17 protein-coding genes and 3 tRNA genes are annotated in these 22,500 nt (G+C 71.3%); 9 read left to right on the top strand and 11 right to left on the bottom strand.

The annotated features are described in order from the left end of the window. Nucleotides 1-35: 35 nt before the first annotated feature. From G9Q37_RS01840 to G9Q37_RS01830, 3 genes are read left to right on the top strand one after another with little or no spacing between them, the layout of a single operon-like run. The gene (locus G9Q37_RS01840; protein ID WP_166223706.1) at nt 36-1,553 is read left to right on the top strand and encodes a DNA-3-methyladenine glycosylase 2 family protein; all 1,518 of its coding nucleotides are present in this window, start codon (nt 36-38) and stop codon (nt 1,551-1,553) included. After that, nucleotides 1,550-2,074: a methylated-DNA--[protein]-cysteine S-methyltransferase gene (locus tag G9Q37_RS01835; protein ID WP_166223703.1), complete on the top strand. Its 525-nt coding sequence runs from the start codon at nt 1,550-1,552 to the stop codon at nt 2,072-2,074. Before G9Q37_RS01840 ends, G9Q37_RS01835 begins: the two co-directional genes overlap by 4 nt. After that, on the top strand, nt 2,071-2,982 hold the full coding sequence (locus G9Q37_RS01830; RefSeq protein ID WP_166223700.1) for a DMT family transporter: 912 nt from the start codon (nt 2,071-2,073) through the stop codon (nt 2,980-2,982). Before G9Q37_RS01835 ends, G9Q37_RS01830 begins: the two co-directional genes overlap by 4 nt. Nucleotides 2,983-3,033: 51 nt before the next feature. Here G9Q37_RS01830 and cphA read toward each other — a convergent pair whose 3' ends face one another. Both cphA and G9Q37_RS01820 read right to left on the bottom strand, forming a co-directional pair. Then, on the bottom strand, nt 3,034-5,610 hold the full coding sequence (gene cphA / locus G9Q37_RS01825) for a cyanophycin synthetase (RefSeq protein WP_166223697.1): 2,577 nt from the start codon (nt 5,608-5,610) through the stop codon (nt 3,034-3,036). A 1-nt stretch (nt 5,611) separates the two neighbouring features. Next, entirely contained in the window at nt 5,612-7,858 is a 2,247-nt protein-coding gene (locus G9Q37_RS01820; RefSeq protein WP_166223694.1) for a cyanophycin synthetase, read from the bottom strand. Between the two features lie 113 nt (nt 7,859-7,971). Here G9Q37_RS01820 and G9Q37_RS01815 point away from each other — a divergent pair, with 113 nt between their 5' ends. From G9Q37_RS01815 to G9Q37_RS01790, 6 genes are read left to right on the top strand one after another with little or no spacing between them, the layout of a single operon-like run. Next, nucleotides 7,972-10,323 (top strand): cyanophycin metabolism-associated ABC transporter, encoded by a 2,352-nt coding sequence (locus G9Q37_RS01815; RefSeq protein WP_166230852.1) that lies wholly within the window; start codon nt 7,972-7,974, stop codon nt 10,321-10,323. A 17-nt stretch (nt 10,324-10,340) separates the two neighbouring features. Next, nucleotides 10,341-10,805 carry a cyanophycin metabolism-associated DUF1854 family protein gene (locus G9Q37_RS01810; protein ID WP_166223691.1) on the top strand — a complete coding sequence of 155 codons (465 nt, stop codon included), beginning with the start codon at nt 10,341-10,343 and terminating at the stop codon, nt 10,803-10,805. Nucleotides 10,806-10,816: 11 nt separating this feature from the next. Further along, entirely contained in the window at nt 10,817-11,740 is a 924-nt protein-coding gene (lhpI, locus tag G9Q37_RS01805; protein WP_166223688.1) for a bifunctional Delta(1)-pyrroline-2-carboxylate/Delta(1)-piperideine-2-carboxylate reductase, read from the top strand. A 15-nt stretch (nt 11,741-11,755) separates the two neighbouring features. After that, entirely contained in the window at nt 11,756-13,045 is a 1,290-nt protein-coding gene (locus G9Q37_RS01800) for an NAD(P)/FAD-dependent oxidoreductase (protein WP_166223685.1), read from the top strand. Between the two features lie 32 nt (nt 13,046-13,077). Further along, a complete protein-coding gene (gene amaB, locus G9Q37_RS01795) occupies nt 13,078-14,589 on the top strand; it encodes an L-piperidine-6-carboxylate dehydrogenase (protein ID WP_166223682.1) in 1,512 nt (503 codons plus the stop codon). 11 nt (nt 14,590-14,600) lie between these two features. Next, nucleotides 14,601-15,272 carry a DUF1345 domain-containing protein gene (locus G9Q37_RS01790; protein WP_166223679.1) on the top strand — a complete coding sequence of 224 codons (672 nt, stop codon included), beginning with the start codon at nt 14,601-14,603 and terminating at the stop codon, nt 15,270-15,272. 82 nt (nt 15,273-15,354) lie between these two features. Here the strand turns inward: G9Q37_RS01790 and G9Q37_RS01785 are convergent. The 9 genes from G9Q37_RS01785 to folC all read right to left on the bottom strand — a co-directional run bounded on the left by G9Q37_RS01785 (nt 15,355) and on the right by folC (nt 22,495). Continuing rightward, nucleotides 15,355-15,431 (bottom strand) — tRNA-Asp (locus G9Q37_RS01785). A 67-nt stretch (nt 15,432-15,498) separates the two neighbouring features. Beyond that, a tRNA-Glu gene (locus G9Q37_RS01780) sits at nt 15,499-15,574 on the bottom strand. Nucleotides 15,575-15,658: 84 nt separating this feature from the next. Continuing rightward, a tRNA-Ala gene (locus G9Q37_RS01775) sits at nt 15,659-15,734 on the bottom strand. A 76-nt stretch (nt 15,735-15,810) separates the two neighbouring features. Continuing rightward, nucleotides 15,811-17,193: a glutamate--tRNA ligase gene (gene gltX, locus G9Q37_RS01770; protein ID WP_166223676.1), complete on the bottom strand. Its 1,383-nt coding sequence runs from the start codon at nt 17,191-17,193 to the stop codon at nt 15,811-15,813. Beyond that, a complete protein-coding gene (locus tag G9Q37_RS01765; protein ID WP_166223673.1) occupies nt 17,190-18,401 on the bottom strand; it encodes an O-succinylhomoserine sulfhydrylase in 1,212 nt (403 codons plus the stop codon). The genes gltX and G9Q37_RS01765 overlap by 4 nt, the downstream gene beginning before the upstream one ends. 3 nt (nt 18,402-18,404) lie before the next feature. Continuing rightward, nucleotides 18,405-19,907 carry an amidophosphoribosyltransferase gene (gene purF / locus G9Q37_RS01760; protein WP_166223670.1) on the bottom strand — a complete coding sequence of 501 codons (1,503 nt, stop codon included), beginning with the start codon at nt 19,905-19,907 and terminating at the stop codon, nt 18,405-18,407. A gap of 25 nt (nt 19,908-19,932) precedes the next feature. After that, nucleotides 19,933-20,418 carry a CvpA family protein gene (locus G9Q37_RS01755; protein ID WP_166223667.1) on the bottom strand — a complete coding sequence of 162 codons (486 nt, stop codon included), beginning with the start codon at nt 20,416-20,418 and terminating at the stop codon, nt 19,933-19,935. A 16-nt stretch (nt 20,419-20,434) separates the two neighbouring features. Beyond that, entirely contained in the window at nt 20,435-21,100 is a 666-nt protein-coding gene (locus G9Q37_RS01750) for an SPOR domain-containing protein (protein ID WP_166223664.1), read from the bottom strand. A gap of 48 nt (nt 21,101-21,148) precedes the next feature. Beyond that, the gene (folC, locus tag G9Q37_RS01745) at nt 21,149-22,495 is read right to left on the bottom strand and encodes a bifunctional tetrahydrofolate synthase/dihydrofolate synthase (RefSeq protein WP_166223661.1); all 1,347 of its coding nucleotides are present in this window, start codon (nt 22,493-22,495) and stop codon (nt 21,149-21,151) included. Nucleotides 22,496-22,500 lie beyond the last annotated feature (5 nt).

The raw sequence follows: 22,500 nt of genomic DNA, 5'->3' as shown, positions 1-22,500 counted from the left end.
GAGTCGGCCCCTGCCGTCTGGCCTACCATGGCCCCATGGACGCCCCCCAAGCCCTCGACGACGACGCCCGCTACCTCGCGCTGTGCACGCGCGACGCGCGCTTCGACGGCCGCTTTTTCACGGGCGTCACGTCCACCGGCATCTACTGCCGGCCGGTGTGTTCGGTGCGCACACCGCGGCGCGGCAACTGCCGCTTCTTCGAGTTCGCGGCCCAGGCCGAGCGCGCGGGCTTTCGGCCCTGCCTGCGCTGCCGGCCCGAGCTCGCGCCGCAGTCGCGCACCTGGAGCACGCAGGACGCGGCCGAGCTGCTGGTGCAGCACGCGAGCCGCCTGCTCGACGACCCCGCGCAATGGGCCGGCGAGGACGGCCCGGCCATGCAGCGCCTGGCCGAACGCCTGGGCGTGAGCGACCGCCACCTGCGCCGCGTGTTCGAGGCCCGGCTGGGCGTGTCGCCACTGCAGGTGCTGCACACGCGCCGCCTGCTCGCGGCCAAACAGTTGCTCACCGACACCGCCCTGCCCATCACGGCCGTGGCCCAGGCCAGCGGTTTCTCGAGCCTGCGCCGCTTCAACGCCGCGCTGCAGGAGCGTTACGGCCTGAGCCCCACGGCCATGCGCCGCAGCGGCACGCCCGATGCGGGCAGCCGCGCCGTGGCCCTGGGCTGGCGGCCACCGCTCGATGTGGACGCGCTGCTGGCCTTCCTGGGCGCGCGCCTGCTGCCCGGCGTGGACGCGATCGACCCCGCGGGCCGGCGCTACTGGCGCACGCTGCGCCTGCACACCGCCACGGGCGCGCACAGCGGCTGGTTCGGCCTGCGCTTCGAGCCGGAGCGCCACCGCGTGTGGCTGCACGCCAGCGACGGCCTGCTGCCCGCGCTGCCCACGCTGCTGTGGCGCGTGCGCGCGCTGTGCGATCTCGACGCCGACCCGCACGCCATCGACGGCGTGCTGGGTCGCCACTTTCCCGGCGGCAGCGGCCTGCGCGTGCCGGGCGCCATCGACGGCTTCGAGCTCGCGGTGCGCGCGGTGCTGGGCCAGCAGGTCACGGTGGCCGCGGCGCGCACGCTCGCGGGCCGGCTGGTGGCGGCATTCGGCGAGCCCATCGCCACGCCCGATGCGGCGCTCAACCGCCTGTTCCCCACACCGCAGGCCCTGGCCGAGGCCACGCCCGATGCGCTGGGCGCGCTGGGCATCGTGCGCCAGCGGCAGGCGGCCATCCAGGCGCTGGCGCGCGCGGTCGCCCACGGCACGCTCGACCTCGGCCCGCACGCCAACGTGACGGCCAGCACGCAGGCGCTGACCGCGCTGCCCGGCATCGGCCCCTGGACCGCGCAGTACATCGCCATGCGCGCGCTGCGCTGGCCCGACGCCTGGCCCGCGGCCGACGTGGCCCTGCACCACACGCTGGGCCTGAGCGGCACGCCGCGCGAGCGCGAACGCGCCTGCGACACCCTGGCCCAGGCCTGGAAACCCTGGCGCAGCTACGCCGTGCTGCGCGCCTGGGCCGGCCTTTACGCAGCCGTTCCCCCATCGGCACCGGACACCCCGACATGAAACTGCCCACCACCCTGCACCGCACCGACCTGGCCACGCCGCTGGGGCCCTTGCGCCTGGCCGCCACCGGGCACGCCCTGGTCGGCGTGTGGTTCCACGACCAGCGCCACGCGCCCGACCCCGCGCTGGTGGCGCAGTGGCGGCCCGATGCGCAGCACCCCGTGCTGCGCGAGGCCGCGGCCCAGCTGTGCGACTACTTCGCTGCACGGCGCGACAGCTTCGAGCTGCCGCTCGACCTGTCCTTCGGCACGCCGTTCCAGCGCGCGGTGTGGCGCGCGCTGCTCGACATCCCTGCGGGCCGCACGCTGAGCTACGGCGCGCTCGCGCAGCGCCTGAACGCGCCGGCCGCGGTGCGCGCCGTGGGCGCGGCCGTGGGGCGCAATCCGCTGAGCATCGTGGTGCCCTGCCACCGCGTGCTGGGCGCGGGCGGCGCGCTCACCGGCTATGCTGGCGGGCTGCCCCGCAAGCAGGCGCTGCTGCAGCGCGAAGCCGGGGCCCAAGCCATCGCCCTGTTCGCATGACCCCTTTGCTGCTGCTCGAATTCGCTGTGCTGGGCGCGCTCTGGGGCGCGTCCTTCCTGTTCATGCGCCTGGGCGCGGCCGAGTTCGGGCCGGTGGCCACGGCGGGCCTGCGCGTGGGCATCGCCGCGCTGTGCCTGCTGCCGGTGTTCCTGCGTGCCGCGGTGTGGGCCGATTTCCGCGCGCGCTGGCGGCCCATCCTGCTCGTGGGCGTGCTCAATTCGGGCCTGCCCTTTCTGCTGTTCTCGTTCGCGGTGCTGCACATCCCCACGGGCGTGTCGGCCATCCTCAACGCCACCGTGCCGCTCACGGGCGCGCTGGTGGCCTGGCTGTGGCTGAAAGACCGGCCGGGCGGCTCGCGCGTGCTGGGCCTGGCGATCGGCTTCGTGGGCGTCACCTTGCTGGTGCTGGGCAAGTCGGGCGTGGACGCGCGCGGCATGGCCACGGCGGGCGGCCATGCGCTCTCGCTCGCGGCCATGGGCGCGTGCCTGCTGGCCACCACGTGCTACGGCATCGCGGCGAGTTTCACCAAGCGCTACCTCACGGGTGTGCAGCCGCTGGCCTCGGCCACGGGCAGCCAGATCGGCGCCTCGCTGGCGCTGGCCGGGCCGGCCGCGTGGTGGTGGCCGGCCACCGCGCCGAGTGCGGGCGCGTGGGGGGCCATCGTGGCGCTGGCGGTGCTGTGCACCTCGATCGCCTACATCCTCTACTTCCGCATCATCGAGCGCGCCGGGCCGGCCAAGGCCCTGACCGTGACCTTCCTGATCCCGGTGTTCGCGCTGCTCTACGGCGCGCTGTTCCTGGGCGAGCAGGTGAGCGCATGGATGGTGGTGTGCGGTGCAGTGATCCTGTGCGGCACGGCGCTGTCCACGGGGCTGGCGAAGGTGGGGACGCTCGAGCGGCGGCGCTGAAAACCGCACTCCCCGTCAAAACAGAAAGGCCCTCCGAAGAGGGCCCCGAACTCACGCCACCGCCACTTCCGGTGACTGCGTGCGCATCTGCAGGTGGGCCAGCGCGGCCTCCACCTGGTCGACCAGCACCAGGCACAGGTCGCCCGGCTGCAGGCGCTCCAGCGCGGTGTCGATGGCCTTGAACTCGCCCTGGATCTCCAGCACGTCGCGCGCCCGCTTCGCGCCCTTGAGGCCGTCGCGCAGCAGCGCGATCACCTCGCCGTCGGCGCGGCCGCGCTGGCAGGCGTCCTGGTACAGGATGACCTCGTCGAAGGCCGCGCCCAGGATCTGCGTCTGCTCGCGGATGTCCTGGTCGCGGCGGTCACCCGCGCCGCTGATCACCACGGAACGGCGCTGCGCCGGCAGCGCCTCCACGGCCTGCACCAGCGCGCGCATCGCGTCGGGGTTGTGGCCGTAGTCGGCGATCACGGTGGCGCCGCGGTAGTCCATCACGTTGAAGCGGCCCGGCGCGTTGTGCGCGTCGTTGTGGAAGGTGGCCAGGCCGCGGCGGATCGCGTCCCACGACAGGCCCGCACCCCAGGCCGCGCCGATCGCGGCCATCACGTTCTCGACCTGGAAGCCGATCTGGCCGTTGCGCGTGATGGGAATGGCGCTGAGCGCGAAGCGCTCGGCCATCTCGCCCTGCTCCACCACCACGTCGCCCTGGTCCACATAGACCACGCGGCGGCCCTGGGCGCGGTGCGTGGCCATCACGGGCTGTGCGCGGTCCTGGGCGAAGTAGATCACCTGGCCCGGGCAGTTGTGGATCATCTCGGCCACGATCGGGTCGGCCGCGTTGAGCACGGCGAAGCCGTTCTCGGCCACGTTCTGCACGATCACGCGCTTGAGCACCGCGAGGTCTTCGACCGTGGTGATGTAGTTCAGGCCCAGGTGGTCGCCCGCGCCCACGTTGGTGACCACGGCCACCTGGCAGCGGTCGAAGCCCAGGCCCTCGCGCAGCACGCCGCCGCGCGCGGTCTCGAACACGGCCGCGTCGACCTCGGGGTGCATGAGCACGTTGCGCGCGCTGCGCGGGCCGCTGCAGTCGCCGCTGTCGGTCTGGCGGCCGTTCACGTACACGCCGTCGGTGTTGGTCATGCCCACGCGCAGGCCGCTGGCCGCGATCAGGTGGGCGATGAGGCGCACCGTGGTGGTCTTGCCATTGGTGCCGGTGACCGCCACCACGGGAATGCGGCCGTCGCCGCCGTTGGGGAACATGTCGTCGATCACGGCCTTGCCGACGTCGCGCGCATGGCCGAACGAGGGCGAGAGGTGCATGCGCAGGCCCGGTGCCGCGTTCACCTCGACCACGCCACCGGCCTGGTCTTCGAGCGGGCGCAGCAGGGTCTCGCACACCACGTCCACGCCGCAGATGTCGAGGCCGATCATCTGCGCCGCCGCGATCGCGCGCGCGGCCACGTCGGGGTGCACGTCGTCGGTCACGTCGGTGGCGGTGCCACCGGTGCTCAGGTTGGCGTTGCTGCGCAACACCACGCGGCGGCCCTTGTCGGGCACGCTGTCGGGCTGCAGGCCCTGGGCGGTGAGCGTGGCGCGCGCGATGTCGTCGAAGCGGATCTTGGTGAGCGAGGTGGCATGGCCCTCGCCGCGGCGCGGGTCGGCGTTGACGATGTCGACCAGCTGCTGCACGGTGTGCTGGCCATCGCCGATGACCTGCGGCGGGTCGCGGCGCGAGGCCGCAATGAGGCGGTTGCCCACCACCAGCAGGCGGTAGTCGCGGCCCGGCAGGAAGCGCTCGACCAGCACGTCGCCGATGGCGGCGGCCGTGTGGTACGCGGCCTCGAGCTGCTTGCGCGTGGTCACGTTCACCGTGACGCCCTTGCCCTGGTTGCCGTCGCGCGGCTTGAGCACCACGGGCAGGCCGACTTCGATCGCGGCGGCCCAGGCGTCGTCCACGTCGGTCACGGGACGGCCCATGGGCACGGGCACACCCGCGGCCTGCAGCAGCCGCTTGGTGAGTTCCTTGTCCTGCGCGATGGACTCGGCCACCGCGCTGGTGCGGTCGACCTCGGCGGCCTGGATGCGGCGCGCCTTGCTGCCCCAGCCGAACTGCACCAGGCTGCCCGTGGTGAGGCGGCGAAACGGGATGCCGCGCGCCACGGCGGCGTTGACGATGGAGCCGGTGCTCGGGCCCAGGCGCTCGTCTTCGTCGAGTTCGCGCAGTTCGGCGAGCGCGGCGGTGACGTCGAAGGCGCGGCGTTCGAGCACGGCCTGGATCAGCTCGCTCGCGAGCGCGAGCGCGCGGCGGCCCACGGCCTCTTCGCTGTACTGCACCACCACCTGGTACACGCCGCGCTCCACCGTGGCCGCGGTGCGGCTGAAGGTGACGGGGCAGCCGGCCTGCGCCTGCAGCGTCAGCGTGACGGCCTCGAGCACGTGGGCCAGCGACAGCGGACCGCCGGTGCTGCGCAGCGCGCCGAGGTGCGGAAACTGGTCGCGCAGCCGCGGCTCGAAGCCGGCGAGACCCGAGATGGCACGTTCGTTGTCCTCGCAGCGCACCACGGTTTCGATCGCGGTGTGGCGGGACCAGAGATTGGGGCCGCGCAGGGCCCGGGTGCGGGTGAGTTCCATGTCAGGCGCTCTTGATGGCAACAGGAAGGGAAGAAGCCGTGTCGTCGACACCCGGCAGGGGCACACGCGGCGGAAAGACCAGCGGCACTTCGCGCGCAAAGGTCTGCAGGCCGGCCGCCATGAGCTCGGGCGAAATGCCCAGCGCCCACGCGGTGGCGAACGAGGCGAGCAGCACGTGCGTCTGCTCTTCGGAAGGAATGCCGGCCGCGGCCAGCGACACGCCGTCGAGCGCGACCACGACCTGCTCGCGCTGGCCGTCGCCGAGCACGATGTGGCCGTTGCGCACGAACACCGCGCGGCGGCACTGCGACAGGTGCTCGCTCATCACGGGCAACTCGGGGTCTTCGGCGTAGAAGATCACGTCGCCGTCGCACAGCGGGGCCATTTCGGCCACCACGGTGTCGGCCGCGTTGAGCACGGCGACGCCGTCGGACAGCACCACGTCGACCTGGGTGCGCAGCACCTTGAAGATCTGATCGGCCTCGCGGATGTGGAAGGCCTCGAGCGCGGCGCTGCCGTGCGCGTCGGTCACCACGCCCACCTGGCAGCGGTCGTAGGCCAGGCCTTCGGACACGATGGTGAGCGGGCCGTTTTCGAACACCGCGGCCTGCACGCCGCGGTTCATCAGCAGGCGGCGCGCGGCCTTGGCCTGCGAGAAATCGCCCTGCTGCAGCGGCCGGCGGCCCACGAACAGACCGGCGCGGCAGGCCAGGCCCACCTGCGGGCCGCCCAGGTGCGCGAGCCAGGCCACCAGGCGCGCGATGCCGGTGGTGCCGCGGCTGCCGGCCACGCCCACCACGGGGATGCGGCCCGAATCGTCGGCCGCGAACAGGTGGTCGACGATGGCCTTGCCCACGGGGCGCGGGCTGCCCACCGCGGGCTTGAGGTGCATGAGCAGGCCGGGGCCGGCGTTGACCTCGACGATGGCGCCCCCCTGCTCGGCCAGCGGGCGCGAGATGTCTTGCGCCACGAGGTCCACGCCCGCGATGTCCAGACCGATCACCTTCGCGGCCAGCGCGGCCGCGTGCGCGACCTCGGGGTGCACGTCGTCGGTGCAGTCGATCGCGTGGTTGCCGTTGCGCATGATCAGCACGCGCTCGCCCACGGCGGGCACGCTCTCGGGCGTCTTGCCCTGGCGCTGCAGCTCCACCGCCACGGCCGGGTATTCCTCGAGGCGGATGGCGTTGAGCGGGAAGTCTTCGTTGAGACCGCGGCGCGGGTCGCTGTTGATCTGGCTCGCGATCAGGTCGAGCACGTTGCTCTTGCCGTCGCCGGTCACCCAGGCCTCGTCACCGCGCGTGGCGGCCACGAGCTTGCCGCCCACGATCAGCAGGCGGTGCTCGAAGCCGCGGATGAAGCGTTCGACCATCACGCCGCTGCCTTCGGCGTCGGCCACGGCGTAGGCGGCCTCGATGTCTTCCTTGCGCGTGAGCTCAAGCGAGACGCCGCGGCCGTGGTTGGCGTCGGTGGGCTTGACCACCACCGGCAGGCCCAGGTCCTGCGCGGCTTCCCAGGCGGCCTGCGCGCTGTCGACCACCTGGCCTTCGGGCACGGGCACGCCGCAGGCGGCGAGCAGGTCCTTGGACAGGTCCTTGTCGCTCGCGATGCTTTCGGCGATGGCGCTGGTGCGGTCGGTCTCGGCGGTCCAGATGCGGCGCTGGCGCTCGCCATAGCCCAGCTGCACCAGGTTGCCGTCGTTGAGGCGGATGTGCGGGATGCGGCGGCCGGTGGCGGCGTCGACGATGGCCGCGGTGCTCGGGCCCAGGCAGAGGTCGTCGACCAGTTCGCGCAGTTCCTCGACCGCGGCCTTCACGTCGAAGGGCTGGTCGTTGATGGCGGCCATGAGCAGTTCGTGGCCCATGGCCAGGGCGCGGCGCGCCACCTGCTCGTCGCGGGCGCGGAACACCATCTTGTAGACGCCGCGCACCGGCGTGCTGCGGGTCTGGCCGAAGCCGGTCTGCATGCCGGCCATGTTCTGCAGCTCGATCACCACGTGCTCGAGGATGTGGCCGGCCCAGGTGCCTTCGCGCAGGCGCAGCAGGAAGCCGCCGCGCTCACCCACACCGCAGTGGTGCTCGATGAGACCGGGCAGCCAGGCCATGAGGCGCTCGGTCAGGCCGGGCAGCAGGTTCGAGGGGAAATCTTCGAGCTCGCCGATGTCGAGCCAGCTCTCCAGGACCGGGCGGTAGGTCCAGATGTTGGGGCCGCCGAGGTAGCTGACGCGCAGCAAGCGTATGGGACTTTTCATGGTGTCGATTCAACAGCCGGCAATGGATTCATCACCCGTGCGATGTCAGTTCAAGGACAATGCCGGTCGACCCGCGCCACCGCGCCTGGCGCAACCGGACCGAATCGCAATCAATGAATTCATCATCACCCGCATCCGCCTCTCAGATCAGCGCCGCGCAGCCGCCTTGGTGGGACGATCTGCAAACCCGGCTATTGGCCAATGAAAAACCGCTGGCCTGGCTGACGATTGATCTCGATTGGCAACTCAAGTTTTCGGCCGGGGTTCTGGTGCTGACCAATCAACGGCTGTTGAGTTGGACATCCACGGGGACCGACGCCGGCTGGTCCGCTAGGCCCCTGGGGGACATATTGTGCTTGAAGCACGGCGATCATGCAGGGGTTGGAACCCTGAGCGCGCACGACAATGTGCAACGTGTTGCAATCTGGCGCTTCACCGTGGCGCAGAACCCACGCGCGCTGCGTTTGCTTAATGAATTCGAACGGCTTAAATCGCCGGCGCCGCTGGAGGAAAACCCAGGGGCACCACGCATTTGCGAAACCTGCGGCGCCGATTTGTCGCCAAACAGCGACGCTTTAATGCAATCCGATTTGTCGCCGATTGGCGACGAATGCGCCCAATGCGCGCGCGAATTGCATACCCCACCGTCGACCTGGGTTTTGTTGCGGCTGTGGCGCTTCGCCCGGCCCTACCGCGGCCAGTTGCTGTTGGGCTTCTTGCTGACGCTGGCCTCGACCGCGGCGACTCTGGTGCCGCCCTACCTGACCATGCCGCTGATGGACGAGGTGCTGATCCCGTTCCAGAACGGCCAACGCATCGACCCGGCGCAGGTCGGCTGGCTGCTCAGCGGCCTGCTGGGCGCCGCGCTGCTGGCCTGGGGCCTGGGCTGGGCCCGCACCTACGTGCTCTCGCTGGTGTCCGAGCGCATCGGCGCCGACCTGCGCACCACCACCTTCGAGCACCTGCTCGAACTCTCGCTCGAGTACTTCGGCGGCAAGCGCACCGGCGACCTCATGGCGCGCATCGGCTCCGAGACCGACCGCATCTGCGTCTTCCTGTCGCTGCACGCGCTCGACTTCGCCACCGATGTGCTGATGCTGGTGATGACCGCCACCATCCTGTTCAGCATCAACCCCTGGCTGGCACTGGCCACGCTGGTGCCGCTGCCCTTCATCGCCTGGATGATCCACCTGGTGCGCGACCGGCTGCGCACCGGCTTCGAGAAGATCGACCGCGTCTGGTCGGACGTGACCAACGTGCTCGCCGACACGATTCCGGGCATCCGCGTGGTCAAGGCCTTCGCGCAGGAAAAGCGCGAGGCCGCGCGCTTTCGCGACGCCAACCGCTACAACCTGCAGGTCAACGACAAGCTCAACAAGACCTGGTCGCTGTTCACGCCCACGGTCACGCTGCTCACCGAACTGGGCCTGCTGGTGGTGTGGGCCTTCGGCATCTGGCAGGTGTCGCAGAACCACATCACGGTGGGCGTGCTCACCGCCTTCCTGGCCTACATCGGCCGCTTCTACGGCCGGCTCGACTCCATGAGCCGCATCGTCTCGGTGACGCAGAAGGCCGCGGCCGGCGCCAAGCGCATCTTCGACATCCTCGACCACGTCTCCAACGTGCCCGAGCCCGCCAACCCGGTGCACAAGCCGCGCGTCGAAGGCGGCATCGAGCTGCGCGACGTGAGCTTTCGCTACGGCAACCGCTCGGTGATCCGCGGCATGAACCTGCAGATCCGCCCGGGCGAGATGATCGGCCTGGTGGGCCACAGCGGCTCGGGCAAGAGCACGCTGGTCAACCTGATCTGCCGCTTCTACGACGTCAGCAGCGGCAGCATCCGCGTCGACGGCAGCGACGTGCGCCAGTACGCGGTGGCCGACTACCGCCGCCACATCGGCCTGGTGCTGCAGGAGCCCTTCCTGTTCTTCGGCACCATCGCCGAGAACATCGCCTACGGCAAGCCCGACGCCACGCGCGCGGAAATCGTGGCCGCGGCGCGCGCCGCACACGCGCACGAATTCATCCTGCGGCTGCCGCAGGGTTACGACTCGCTGGTGGGCGAGCGCGGCCAGGGCCTGTCGGGCGGCGAGCGCCAGCGCATCAGCATCGCGCGTGCGCTGCTGATCGACCCGCGCATCCTGATCCTCGACGAAGCCACGTCCAGCGTGGACACCGAGACCGAGAAGGAAATCCAGAAGGCGCTCGACAACCTGGTGGCCGGCCGCACCACCATCGCCATCGCCCACCGCCTGTCCACGCTGCGCAAGGCCGACCGCCTGGTGGTGATGGACCGCGGCGAGGTGGTGGAGGTGGGCCCGCACGACGAACTGATGGCCCAGGAAGGCGCCTACTGGCGGCTCTACATGGCGCAGTTGCGCAACGTGGACACCGAGGACGGCCCGAGCCTCGCGGGCAGCCTGCCCAACCCGACCGCCCACGGCGCCACCGCCGGTACCGACTGACCCTGAAGCCCCACGCCATGACCGACTGGACCCTGAGCCGCGACCCCCAAGGCCCGCTGATCCTGCGCACCGCCGATGGCCAGCAGCACCCCGGCGTCACGCCCGTGCGCGCCTTCCCGCTCGCCGCGCCCGACGAGGGCGTGTCGCTGGTGGGCAGCGACGGCCACGAACGCGTGTGGATCGAACACCTGCGCGACATCCCCGCCGAGGCGCGCGCACTGATCGAAGAGGAGCTCGCGCCGCGCGAGTTCATGCCGCGCATCCAGCGCATCGAGGGCGTGAGCACCTTCGCCACGCCCAGCACCTGGACCGTGCAGACCGAGCGCGGCCCCGCGCAACTGGTGCTCAAGGCCGAGGAAGACATCCGCCGCCTGGGCCAGGGCCGGTTGCTGATTCTCGACAGCAACGGCATACAGTTCATCATCGAAGACCAGGGCGCGCTGGACCGCGCCTCGCGCAAGATCCTCAACCGCTTCCTCTGACGCCTGGCCGCATGCAGATCCTCGACGCGCAGCAGACCCACGAACGGCTCCCGTTCCCCGCGCTGATCGAGGCGCTGCGCGCGATGTTCCGCACCGGCTGCGAAGCGCCGCCGCGGCACGTGCACGAGATCGGCGGTGCTGAGGGCGGCGTGTCGCTGATCATGCCCGCGTGGCAGCCCGGCGGCCTGTACGGCGTGAAGACGGTCAACGTGTTCCCGGGCAACCGCGCGCGCGGCCTGCCCGGCCTGTTCGCCACCTACCAGCTGTTCGACGCCACCACCGGCCAGCCCCTGGCCCTGCTCGACGGCAATCAGATCACCGCGCGCCGCACCGCGGCCAGCTCGGCGCTCGCGGCCTCGTTCCTCGCGCCGGCCAATGCACACACCCTGCTCGTGGTCGGCTGCGGCCGCGTGGGCAGCCTGCTGCCCGAGGCCTACCGCGCGGTGCGGCCCATCGAGCGCGTGCTGGCCTGGAACCCCAGCCCCGAACCCGCGCAGCGGCTCGCCGCGCGCTGCCGCGCCCTGGGCCTGCAGGCCGAGGCCGTGACCGATCTCGCCGCCGCCGCCGCGCAGGCCGACGTGGTGGCCTGCGCCACGCTCGCCACCGAGCCGCTGATCCGCGGCGCCTGGCTGCGGCCGCACGCGCACCTCGACCTCATCGGCAGCTTCACGCCCGCCATGCGCGAAGCCGACGACGACTGCTGGCGCGGTGCGGCCTTCTTCGTGGACACCCCCGAAGCCCTGAAGAAAAGCGGCGACCTGCTGGGCCCGCTCGCACGCGGCGTGATCCGCGCCGAGGCGCTGGGCGCCGATCTCGCGCAGCTGGTGCGCGGCGAGGCCGCGGGCCGCACGGCCGCCAGCGGGCGCACGGTGTTCAAGTCGGTCGGTTTCGCGCTCGAAGACCTCGCCGCCGCGGCGCTCGCCTACCGGGCCTGAGGGCAAACACGCGCCATGCCCGCCGCCCCCGTTTCCAACCACGGCCTCTGGGAGGCCACGGCCCTGCCGGCGCCCGAGACCGCGCCGCTGCAGGCGCAGGGCGTGGCCGTGGACATCGCCATCGTCGGCGCGGGCTACACCGGCCTGTCGGCCGCACTGCACGCGGCCGAAGCCGGCGCGCGCGTGGCAGTGCTCGAGTCGCAGCACGTGGGCTTTGGCGGCTCGGGGCGCAACGTGGGGCTGGTGAACGCGGGCATGTGGGTCATGCCCGACGCCCTGCCCCAGGCGCTCGGTGAGCCGCACGGCCAGCGCCTGCTCGACGCGCTGGGCGAGGGGCCGTCGCTGGTGTACGGGCTGGTCGAGCGCCATGGCCTGGCCTGCGAGGCCGTGCGCCGCGGCACCCTGCACTGCGCGGTGGGTGCGAGCGGGCTGCGCAACCTGCGCGAACGCCACCGCCAATGGCAGGCGCGCGGCGCGCCCGTGGACCTGCTCGATGCCGACGCCATCGCCGAGGCCACGGGCTCGCGCGCCTACACCGGCGGCCTGCTCGACCGCCGCGCCGGCACCATCCAGCCGCTGGCCTATGCGCGCGGCCTCGCGCACGCCGCGGTGCGCGCGGGCGCCGCGCTGCACACGCACAGCCCCGTGACCGCCGTGGACGACCACCACGGCCACTGGACCCTGCACACGCCCCACGGCAGCGTGAACGCGGCCTGGGTCATCGTGGCCACCAACGCCTACACCGACCGCCTCTGGCCCGCGCTGCAGGAAGAGCTGGTGCGCTTTCCGTACTTCAACCTCGCCACCGCGCCCCTGCCCGCGGCCCTGCGCGCGCGCATCCTGCCCGGCCAGCAAGGCGCCTGGGACACGCCCGACGTGCTCAGCTCGTTCCGCCTCGACGCGCAAGGCCGCCTGGTGTTCGGCAGCGTGGGCGCGCTGCGCGGCCCGGGCACCGCGGTGCACGGCGACTGGGGCCGCCGCGCGCTCGCGCGGCTGTTCCCCGCGCTGGGCCGCGTGGCCTTCGAACACGCCTGGTACGGCCAGATCGGCATGACCGCGAACGCCCTGCCGCGCCTGCACCTGCTCGCGCGCAACACGGTGTCCATCAGCGGCTACAACGGCCGCGGCATCGCGCCGGGCACGGTGTTCGGCCGCGCACTCGCCCAACTCGCGCTGGGGCGGTGCCGCATCGACGACCTGCCGCTGCCCCTGACCGAGCCCACACCCGCCGCCTTCAAGGCGCTGCGCGAGATGGGCTACGAAGTCGGCGCGCTGCTGGTGCACGCGGCGCAGGCCCGCTTCTGAGCTTTTCCAACCGCCACCCGAGAGCCCACGCCATGCCCGCCATCGCCGACCAACTCCCGTCCCTGCTCGCCGAACTCGGCCTCACCCTGCCGGCCACCGGCAGCCTGGGGGTGCGCACGCCCATCGACGGCTCGCCGCTTGCGCAGCTCGCGCCGCTCTCGCCCGCCGAGGTGAACGCGCGCGTGGACGCGGCGCAGCAGGCCTTCCTGCAATGGCGCGAGGTGCCCGCGCCGCGCCGCGGCGAGCTCGTGCGCCTGCTCGCCGAAGAGCTGCGCGCGGCCAAGGCGCCGCTGGGCCGGCTCGTGTCCATCGAGGCCGGCAAGATCCGCACCGAAGGCCTGGGCGAGGTGCAGGAGATGATCGACATCTGCGACTTCGCGGTCGGCCTGTCGCGCCAGCTGCACGGCCTCACCATCGCGTCCGAACGACCCGGCCACCGCATGATGGAGACCTGGCACCCGCTGGGCGTGGTGGGCGTGATCACCGCCTTCAACTTCCCGGTGGCAGTGTGGTCGTGGAACGCCGCGCTCGCCCTGGTCTGCGGCAACGCCGTGGTGTGGAAGCCGTCGGAAAAAACGCCGCTGTGTGCACTGGCCTGCCAGGCCCTGTTCGAACGCGCGCTGCGCCGCTTCGGCGAGCAGGCCCCCGCGAACCTGAACCAGGTCGTCGTGGGCCTGCGCGACGCCGGTGAAGCCCTGGTGGACCACCCGCGCGTGGCGCTGGTCTCGGCCACGGGCAGCACGCGCATGGGCCGCGAGGTGGGCCCGCGCGTGGCGCAGCGCTTCGGCCGCTCGCTGCTCGAACTGGGCGGCAACAACGCGGTGATCGTCACGCCCAGCGCCGACCTCGACCTGGCCGTTCGCGGCATTGCCTTCGCGGCCGCGGGCACCGCGGGCCAGCGCTGCACCACCACGCGCCGGCTCATCGTGCACCGCAGCGTGCGCGACGCGCTGGTCGCGCGCCTGAAGAAGGCCTTTGCGGGCCTGCCCATCGGCAGCCCCCTCGACGAGAGCACGCTCGTGGGCCCGCTGATCGACCAGGCCGGCTTCGAGGCCATGCAGCGCGCGCTCGCGGCCGCGGCCACCGAAGGTGGCGTGGTCACGGGCGGCGAGCGCGTGCTGCAGGAGCGCTTTCCCCAAGGCTTCTACGTGCGGCCCGCGATCGTCGAGATGCCGGCGCAGACCGCCACCGTGTGCCACGAAACCTTCGCGCCCATCCTCTACGTGCTGACCTACGACGAACTGCACGAGGCGATCGCGCTGCAGAACGGTGTGCCGCAAGGCCTGTCTTCGGCCATCTTCAGCAACGACCTGCGCGAGACCGAGCTGTTCCTGTCGGCGAGCGGCTCGGATTGCGGCATCGCCAATGTGAACATCGGCACCTCGGGCGCCGAGATCGGCGGAGCCTTTGGCGGCGAGAAAGAAACGGGCGGCGGCCGCGAGTCGGGCTCGGACGCCTGGAAGGCCTACATGCGCCGCGCCACCAATACCATCAACTTCTCGCGCGCGCTGCCGCTGGCGCAAGGGGTGAAGTTCGAGGTGTGACGAGGCTGCCCATGAACCTGCAAGGTCTGCGCATCGTTCGCCAGGTGCACGCCCGGCCCCGCCTGTTCGCGGCCGCGGTCGTGGGTGTGGCGGTGGCGCTGGCCCTGCCCCATGCCATCACCGACCACGCCGTGACGCGTGCGCTCATCGGCTGGAACGCTGGGACGCTGCTCTACGTGGCGCTCAGCTCGCTCATGATGGCGCGCTCCACCGAGCAGCACATGCGCCGCCGGGCGCTGCAGGAAGACGAAGGACGCTTCACGATCCTGGGGCTGGTCGTGGTGGCCGGCATCGCCAGCCTGGTGGCGGTTGCCGGGCAGCTCAGCCTCGCCAAGGACATGCACGGCGCCGCCAAGCTCGCGCACATCGCACTCGCCGGCGTGACGGTGCTGTCGTCGTGGGCCTTCATCCAGGTGATGTTCGCGCTGCACTACGCGCACGACCACTACGCGGCCCTCTCGCGCAAGCAGCCGCCACCGCTGCAATTCCCCGGCGAGGCGCAGCCGGTCTACAGCGACTTCTTCTACTTCTCGGCCGTGATCGGCACCTCGGGGCAGACGGCCGATGTGGCGTTTGCATCGAGCGCCTTGCGCAAGATCGGCACGGTGCACTGCATCCTGGCCTTCCTGTTCAACACCACCGTGCTCGCGCTCTTGATCAACATCGGCGCCAGCCTGACCTGAACGACGCCCCGCGCGAACCACGGCGCTGGCAACGCCAAAGAAAAACGGCACCATGATTGCTCATGGTGCCGTTCGAATCATCTGGCGGAGTGGACGGGGCTCGAACCCGCGACCCCCGGCGTGACAGGCCGGTATTCTAACCAACTGAACTACCACTCCTGGCAGGCGGCTTTCGTTCTTGCGAACCAAGTGCCACGACTTGTGCCTACTTGCCTTGCGGCTTGTTTGGCGACCCTACGGGGATTCGAACCCCGGTACTCACCGTGAAAGGGTGATGTCCTAGGCCTCTAGACGATAGGGTCATAACCTGGACGGAAGCCTCGCATTGTATCAGCAGCAGAACCTGTTTTTTCCTGCTGTCGCCACCATGCGCGACTTCGAATCTGTGGTGGAGGTAAGCGGGATCGAACCGCTGACCTCTTGCATGCCATGCAAGCGCTCTCCCAGCTGAGCTATACCCCCACAGGGTTCACTGCTCGGCACTTGTCACTGTTGTTCAAAGTGCGTTGCAGCGAGCCTCGCATTATATGGCAGAAATTCAGACTTTTCCAAGTCGCTTGAGAATCTCTTCACGCGAATGCAGTTCGAGCACCGCGTCGAGCGACGGCGTCTGCGCCGTGCCCATCACCAGCACACGCACCGGCATGGCCAGCTGCGGCATCTTCATGCCATGCGCGGCCAGCACCTGCTTGAGCGCGGCGGCGATCGAGGCCTTCTCCCAGGCCACCTCTTTCAGCGCCGCGGCGAGCGCGGCCACCGCGGGCTTCACCGCGTCGGTCACGTGCTGGGCGAACTCGTCGGCGTTGGGTGTCACGTCGGCATAGAAGGCTGCGGCCCAGTTCGCGAGCGCCACCGTGGTCTCGCAACGGTCTTTGAACAGCGCGCAGATGCGGGGCAGGCGCCCGTCGGCCTGCAGGCCGCGCTTGGCCAGTTGCTCGGCCACCAGCGGCGCGAGCGCATCGTCGGCCATGGCCTTGAGGTGTTGCGCGTTGACCCAGCGCAGCTTGGCTTCGTCGAACTGCGCGGCGCTGCGGCCCAGGTGGTCGAGATCGAACCACTCGAGGAATTGCGCGCGGCTGAAGATCTCGTCGTCGCCGTGGCTCCAGCCCAGGCGCGCCAGGTAGTTCACCATGGCGTCGGGCAGATAGCCTTCGTCGCGGTACTGCGTGACGGGCTTGGCGCCGTTGCGCTTGCTCATCTTCTCGCCCTGCTCGTTGAGCACGGTGGGCAGGTGCGCGTACACCGGCGGCTCCTTGCCGAGCGCGCGGAAGATGTTGATCTGGCGCGGCGTGTTGTTCACGTGGTCGTCGCCGCGGATCACGTGCGTGATCGCCATGTCGATGTCGTCGACCACCACGCAGAAGTTGTAGGTGGGCGTGCCGTCGGGGCGCGCGATCACGAGGTCGTCGAGCTCGTCGTTGCGGATCTCGATGCGGCCCTTGACCTTGTCGTCCCAGGCCACCACGCCGCCCTGCGGGTTCTTGAAGCGCAGCACGGGCTTCACGCCATCGGGCACGGGCGGCAGCACCTTGCCGGGCTCAGGGCGCCAGGTGCCGTCGTAGCGCGGCTTCTGCTTGGCGGCCATCTGGCGTTCGCGCAGCGCGTCGAGTTCTTCCACGCTCATGTAGCAGGGGTAGACCAGGCCTTGCGCCTGCATCTCGGCCAGCACCGCCTTGTAGCGGTCCATGCGCTGCATTTGGTAGAACGGGCCTTCGTCGGGGTTGAGGCCCAGCCAGGCCATGCCCTCGAGGATCACGTCGACCGCGGCCTGCGACGAGCGCTCGAGGTCGGTGTCTTCGATGCGCAGGATGAAGTCGCCCTGCTGCGAGCGCGCGAAGGCCCAGGGGTACAGGGCCGAGCGGATGTTGCCGAGGTGGATGAAGCCGGTCGGCGACGGCGCGAAACGGGTGCGGACTTTCATGGGAGCGTGTCGAGACCCCGGGCCAGGTCGGCCTGGATGTCGGTGATGTGTTCGAGGCCCACGGCGACGCGGACCAGGCCCTGGCCCACGCCCGCGGCCTGGCGTTGCGCTTCGGTGAGGCGGCCGTGCGAGGTGCTCGCGGGGTGCGCGCACAGGGTCTTGGTGTCGCCGAGGTTGGTGGACAGCGAGAGCACGCGCAGCGCGTCGAGCACGTGGAAGGCGCGCGCACGGGCCTGCTCGGGGCTCGAGGCCTTGACCTCGAACGACAGCACCGCGCCGCCCACACCCGACTGCTGCCGCATGGCAAGCGCGTGCTGCGGGTGGCTGGGCAGGCCGGGGCTGAACACGCGCGCCACCGCGGGGTGGGCTTCGAGCCACTGCGCGAGCGCGAGCGCGTTCGCGCTCTGCGCGCGCATGCGGATGTCCAGCGTTTCCAGGCCCTTGAGCATGACCCAGGCGTTGAAGGGCGCGAGCGTCATGCCCGCGCTCTTGAGGATGGGCAGGAACTTGCCCGTGACGATCTCCTGCGAGGCGCACAGCGCACCGGCCATCACGCGCCCCTGGCCGTCGAGGTACTTGGTGCCCGAGTGCATGACGATGTCGGCGCCGAGCGCGATGGGCCGCTGCAGCGCGGGCGTGGCGAAGCAGTTGTCCACGCACAGCAGCGCACCGGCGTTGTGGGCCAGATCGGCCAGCGCGGCGATGTCGCAAACCTCGGTCAGCGGGTTGGTGGGCGTTTCGGCGAACAGCAGACGCGTGTTCGGTTTGAGCGCCGCCTTCCACGCGGCCACATCGGTCTGCGGCACGAAGCTCGATTCGACGCCGAACTTTGCGAGGTCGCTGCCGATGAGCTTGATGGTCGAGCCGAACATGGACTGCGAGCACACCACGTGGTCGCCGGCCTTGAGCAGGCCCAGGCACATGAGCAGGATGGCCGACATGCCCGAGGCCGTGGCCATGCAGGCCTCGGCGCCTTCGAGCGCGGCCAGGCGCTGCTCGAAGCTCGCGGTGGTGGGGTTGCCGTAGCGCCCGTAGGTGAAGCCCTCTTCGTCGCCAGCGAAGCGCAGCGCGGCCGACTCGGCCGAGGGCTGCACGTAGCCGCTCGTGAGGTACAGGGCTTCGGAGTTCTCGCCATAGGGCGAGCGCTCCACGGCCTCGCGCACCGCGAGCGTGTCGCGGTGCAGGGTTTTTCTCAGCGCCTCGTCCACCGCTCAGGCCTCCTGCGCGTTGGGCAGGGCCAGGCGCGAGGTGTCCTCCTGGCCCTCTTCGCTCTGCGGGCGGCCCGCGTTGAGCCGCTCGATGTCCTGCGGCGTGATGTCGCCCGTGACGTAGACGCCGTCGAAGCACGAGGCGTCGAAGCCGTCGAGCCTGGTGTTGAGCGAGCCCACGGCCTGCTTCATGCCGTCCACGTCCTGGTAGATCAGCGCGTCGCAGCCGATGATCTCGCGCACCTGCTCCACCGTGCGGTCGTGCGCCACGAGCTCGCCCGCGGTGGGCATGTCGATGCCGTAGACGTTGGGGTAGCGCACCGGCGGCGCGGCGCTGGCCAGGTAGACCTTGCGCGCGCCGGCGTCGCGCGCCATCTGCACGATCTCGCGGCTGGTGGTGCCGCGCACGATGGAGTCGTCGACCAGCAGCACGTTGCGGCCCTTGAACTCGCTCGCGATCACGTTGAGCTTCTGGCGCACGCTCTTCTTGCGCACGGCCTGGCCCGGCATGATGAAGGTGCGGCCCACGTAGCGGTTCTTCACGAAGCCCTCGCGGTAGGGCAGGCCCAGGAGGCGCGCGAGCTCCATGGCGCTCGGGCGCGACGATTCGGGAATCGGGATGACCACGTCGATCTCGTTGGGCGGCACGGTGGAGATCACGCGCTTGGCCAGCGAGGCGCCGAGGTTCAGGCGCGCCTGGTACACCGACACGCCGTTGATGGTGGAGTCGGGCCGCGCGAGGTACACGTACTCGAAGATGCAGGGCTTGAGCACCGCGTGGTCCGCGCACTGCGCGGCATGCACTTCACCGGCGAGGTCGACGAACACCGCCTCACCGGGCGCGATGTCGCGCTCGAAGTGGTAGCCCGTGCCTTCGAGCGTGACCGACTCGCTGGCCACCATCACGCTGCCGTCGGCGCGGCCGATGCACAGCGGGCGGATGCCGAACGGGTCGCGGAAGGCGAGCAGGCCGTGGCCCGCGATCAGCGCCACCACGGCGTAGGAGCCCTTGACCCGCGCGTGCACGCCGCGCACGGCGGCGAACACGTCGGCCGGCTTGAGCGGCTCACCGCGCGTGGACTTCTCGAGCTCGTGCGCGAGCACGTTGAGCAGCACCTCGGAATCGCTCTCGGTGTTGATGTGGCGGTGGTCGGTCTGGAACAGCTCCTGCTTGAGCGCGTGTGCGTTCGTGAGGTTGCCGTTGTGCACCAGCACCAGGCCGAAGGGCGCGTTCACGTAGAAGGGCTGCGCCTCTTCTTCGCTGTAGGCGTTGCCGGCCGTGGGGTAGCGGGCCTGGCCCAGGCCGCAGTTGCCGGGCAGCGCGCGCATGTTGCGGGTGCGGAACACGTCGCGCACCATGCCCTTGGCCTTGTGCATGAAGAACTTGCGGCCCTGCTGGGTGACGATGCCGGCGGCGTCCTGGCCGCGGTGCTGCAGCAGCAGCAAGGCGTCGTAGATCAGCTGGTTGACGGGCGTCTGGGCAACGACGCCGACGATTCCACACATGATGGCTTCCTTGGGTTGGGGCCGGTTACGGGATGTGGCGCGCGAGCGCGCCGGGCAACAGCGGCTTGACGCTGTGCAGGGTGCTGCCGAGCAGGCCGGCGGTGGGCGAGTCGCGCCACCAGGGCGCGTTCTGCATCTGGGTGATGGTGACCACAAGCGCGATGGCCAGCAGGATGACCGCGCCGCGCACCAGCCCGAAGGCGCCGCCGAGCACGCGGTCGACCGGGCGCAGGCCCACGCTGGCCACGAGCTTCTGCACGCCCCAGGCCACGAGACCGCCGACGAAGGCGATGGCGATGAACACGAGCGCGAAACCGATCGCGAGCTGCAGCGGCGGGGCCAGGCCGTCGATGGGCAGCCAGGGCACGACCTCGTCGGCCCAGGCCTGCGCGAGCAGGAACGCCGCGACCCAGCCGAGCACCGAGAGCACCTCGAACATCAGGCCGCGCCACAGGCCGAGCAGCACCGACAGCGCCAGCAGCGTGAGCAGCACCCAGTCGGTCAGCAGCATGCGGCCTCCGGCGGTCTCAGAGCGTGAGCACGGCGGCGCTCAGGCCCAGGGCCTTGACGCGCGCGGCCGCCTTCTCGGCCTCGGCCCGGTTGTCGAACGGGCCCACGCGCACGCGGATGCGCCGGCCTTCGGCGGTCTCGGCGACGTGGGTGTAGGTCTTGAGGCCGGCGCGCTCGAGCTTCTGTCGCGCCTCGCGCGCGCGGGCCTCGTCGGCGAAGGCGCCGACCTGCACCACCACGCGCTCGGCCGCGGCCGGGGCCGCCGCGGGCTTGGGAGCAGGCGCGGGAGCAGGCGTGGGCGCGGGCGCCGGCGCGGGCCGCGGGGCGGGAGCCGGTGGCGGCGGTGGGGGCGGTGGGGGCGCGACCGGAGCGGGCGCGGGCGCGGGGGCAGGCGATGGCGACGGGGCAGGTGCCGGCGTGGGCGCAGGTGCAGGCACGGGCGCTGCCGCCACCGGTGCGGGCGCGGCGGGTGGCGGCGTGTCGCGCCCGGGGATCTCGATCGGGATGTCGACCGCGATCGGGCGCGGCTGGGTGTCGAACAGCAGGGGGAAGCCGATCACGCCGGCCGCCACCAGCACGCTCGCACCGATCAGGCGGTGGCGCGCGCGGCGGCGCACGGCCTCGATGGTGGGCGGGGGGGAGGACGGGGGGTTGCCCTGGGAGCCGGAGCGGGAACTGGACATGGGTCGCGGGGCCTGGTGGGCGTACTGCGGCGGGCTCAGGTGCCCAGCTCAGGCACCCAGGTGTTTGGCCGACCGTTTCGGCAGACCGTCCTGCAGCACGCCACCCACGGTGTGGAACGAGCCAAAGACCGCGATTCTATCAGCGGGGGCCGAGGCCTCCAGGGCCGCGGCCAGGGCCTGCGAGGGGCTGGCGAAGGTCCCGGCGAGGGCGCGGTCGCCGGCCGGCAGGGCCTGGATGCGCGGCGCCAGATCCGCGGCCTTGATGGCGCGCGGCAGCGGCAGATCGCACAGGTACCAGCGGTCCACGAGCGGCGCGACGCGCGCGAGCATGGCGTCCAGGTCCTTGTCGGCCATGGCGCCGAACACCGCGTGCGTGCAGGGGTAGAAACCCATGGCGTCGAGGTTCTCGGTGAGCGCGGCCACCGAGTGCGGGTTGTGCGCCACGTCGAGCACCAGCGTGGGCGTGCCCGGCAGGATCTGGAAGCGCCCCGGCAGCTCCACCAGCGCCAGGCCGGCGCGCACCGCCTGGGCCGTCACGGGCAGGCGCGCGCGCAGGGCCTCGATGGCGCCCAGCACGCCCGCGGCATTCACGAGCTGGTTGGCGCCGCGCAGCGCCGGGTAGGCCAGGCCGCTGTAGCGCCGGCCGCCGCGCGAGGGGTGCGTGGCCCAGCCCCACTGCTGCTTGTCGCCCGCGAAATGGAAATCGACGCCCACGCGCCACAGGTCGGCGTCGATCTCGCGCGCGTGGTCGATCAGGCTGGCCGGCGGCATGGGATCGCTCACCACCACCGGACGCCCGGTGCGCATGATGCCGGCCTTCTCGCGGCCGATGCTCTCGCGATCGGGCCCGAGGATGGCGGTGTGATCGAGGTCGATGCTGGTGATGACGGCGCAGTCGGCGTCGATGATGTTCACCGCGTCGAGCCGGCCGCCCAGGCCGACTTCGAGAATGGCGACATCGACGCCGGCGCGCGCGATGGTGCGCAGGATGGCCAGCGTGGTGAACTCGAAATAGCTCAGGCTCACCTCGGGCTCGCCGCCCTGGCCCTTGCGCGCCACCTCCACCTCGGCCATCGCGGGCACGAGCTCGGCGGCGGCCACGGGCTGACCGTCGATGCGGCAGCGCTCCTCGAAATGCACCAGGTGCGGCGAGGTGTACACGCCGGTGCGGTAGCCCGACTGGCCATAGATGCTTTCGAGCATGGCGCAGGTGCTGCCCTTGCCGTTGGTGCCGGCCACGGTGATGACGGCGGCGTCGAGCTTGAGCGCCATGCGGCGCGCCACGGCCTGCACGCGCTCCAGGCCCATGTCGATGGCCAGGGGGTGCAGGCGTTCGGCGTGGGCCAGCCAGTCGGCCAGCGAGGTCGGGTGTTCGGGCACGGGGATATCCAGCATGGCCG

Source organism: Hydrogenophaga crocea (assembly GCF_011388215.1).
Lineage (GTDB): Bacteria > Pseudomonadota > Gammaproteobacteria > Burkholderiales > Burkholderiaceae_C > Hydrogenophaga > Hydrogenophaga crocea.
The sequence above is the reverse complement of the archived record's forward strand: the minus strand, read 5'-3'. Positions and strand labels throughout refer to the sequence as shown.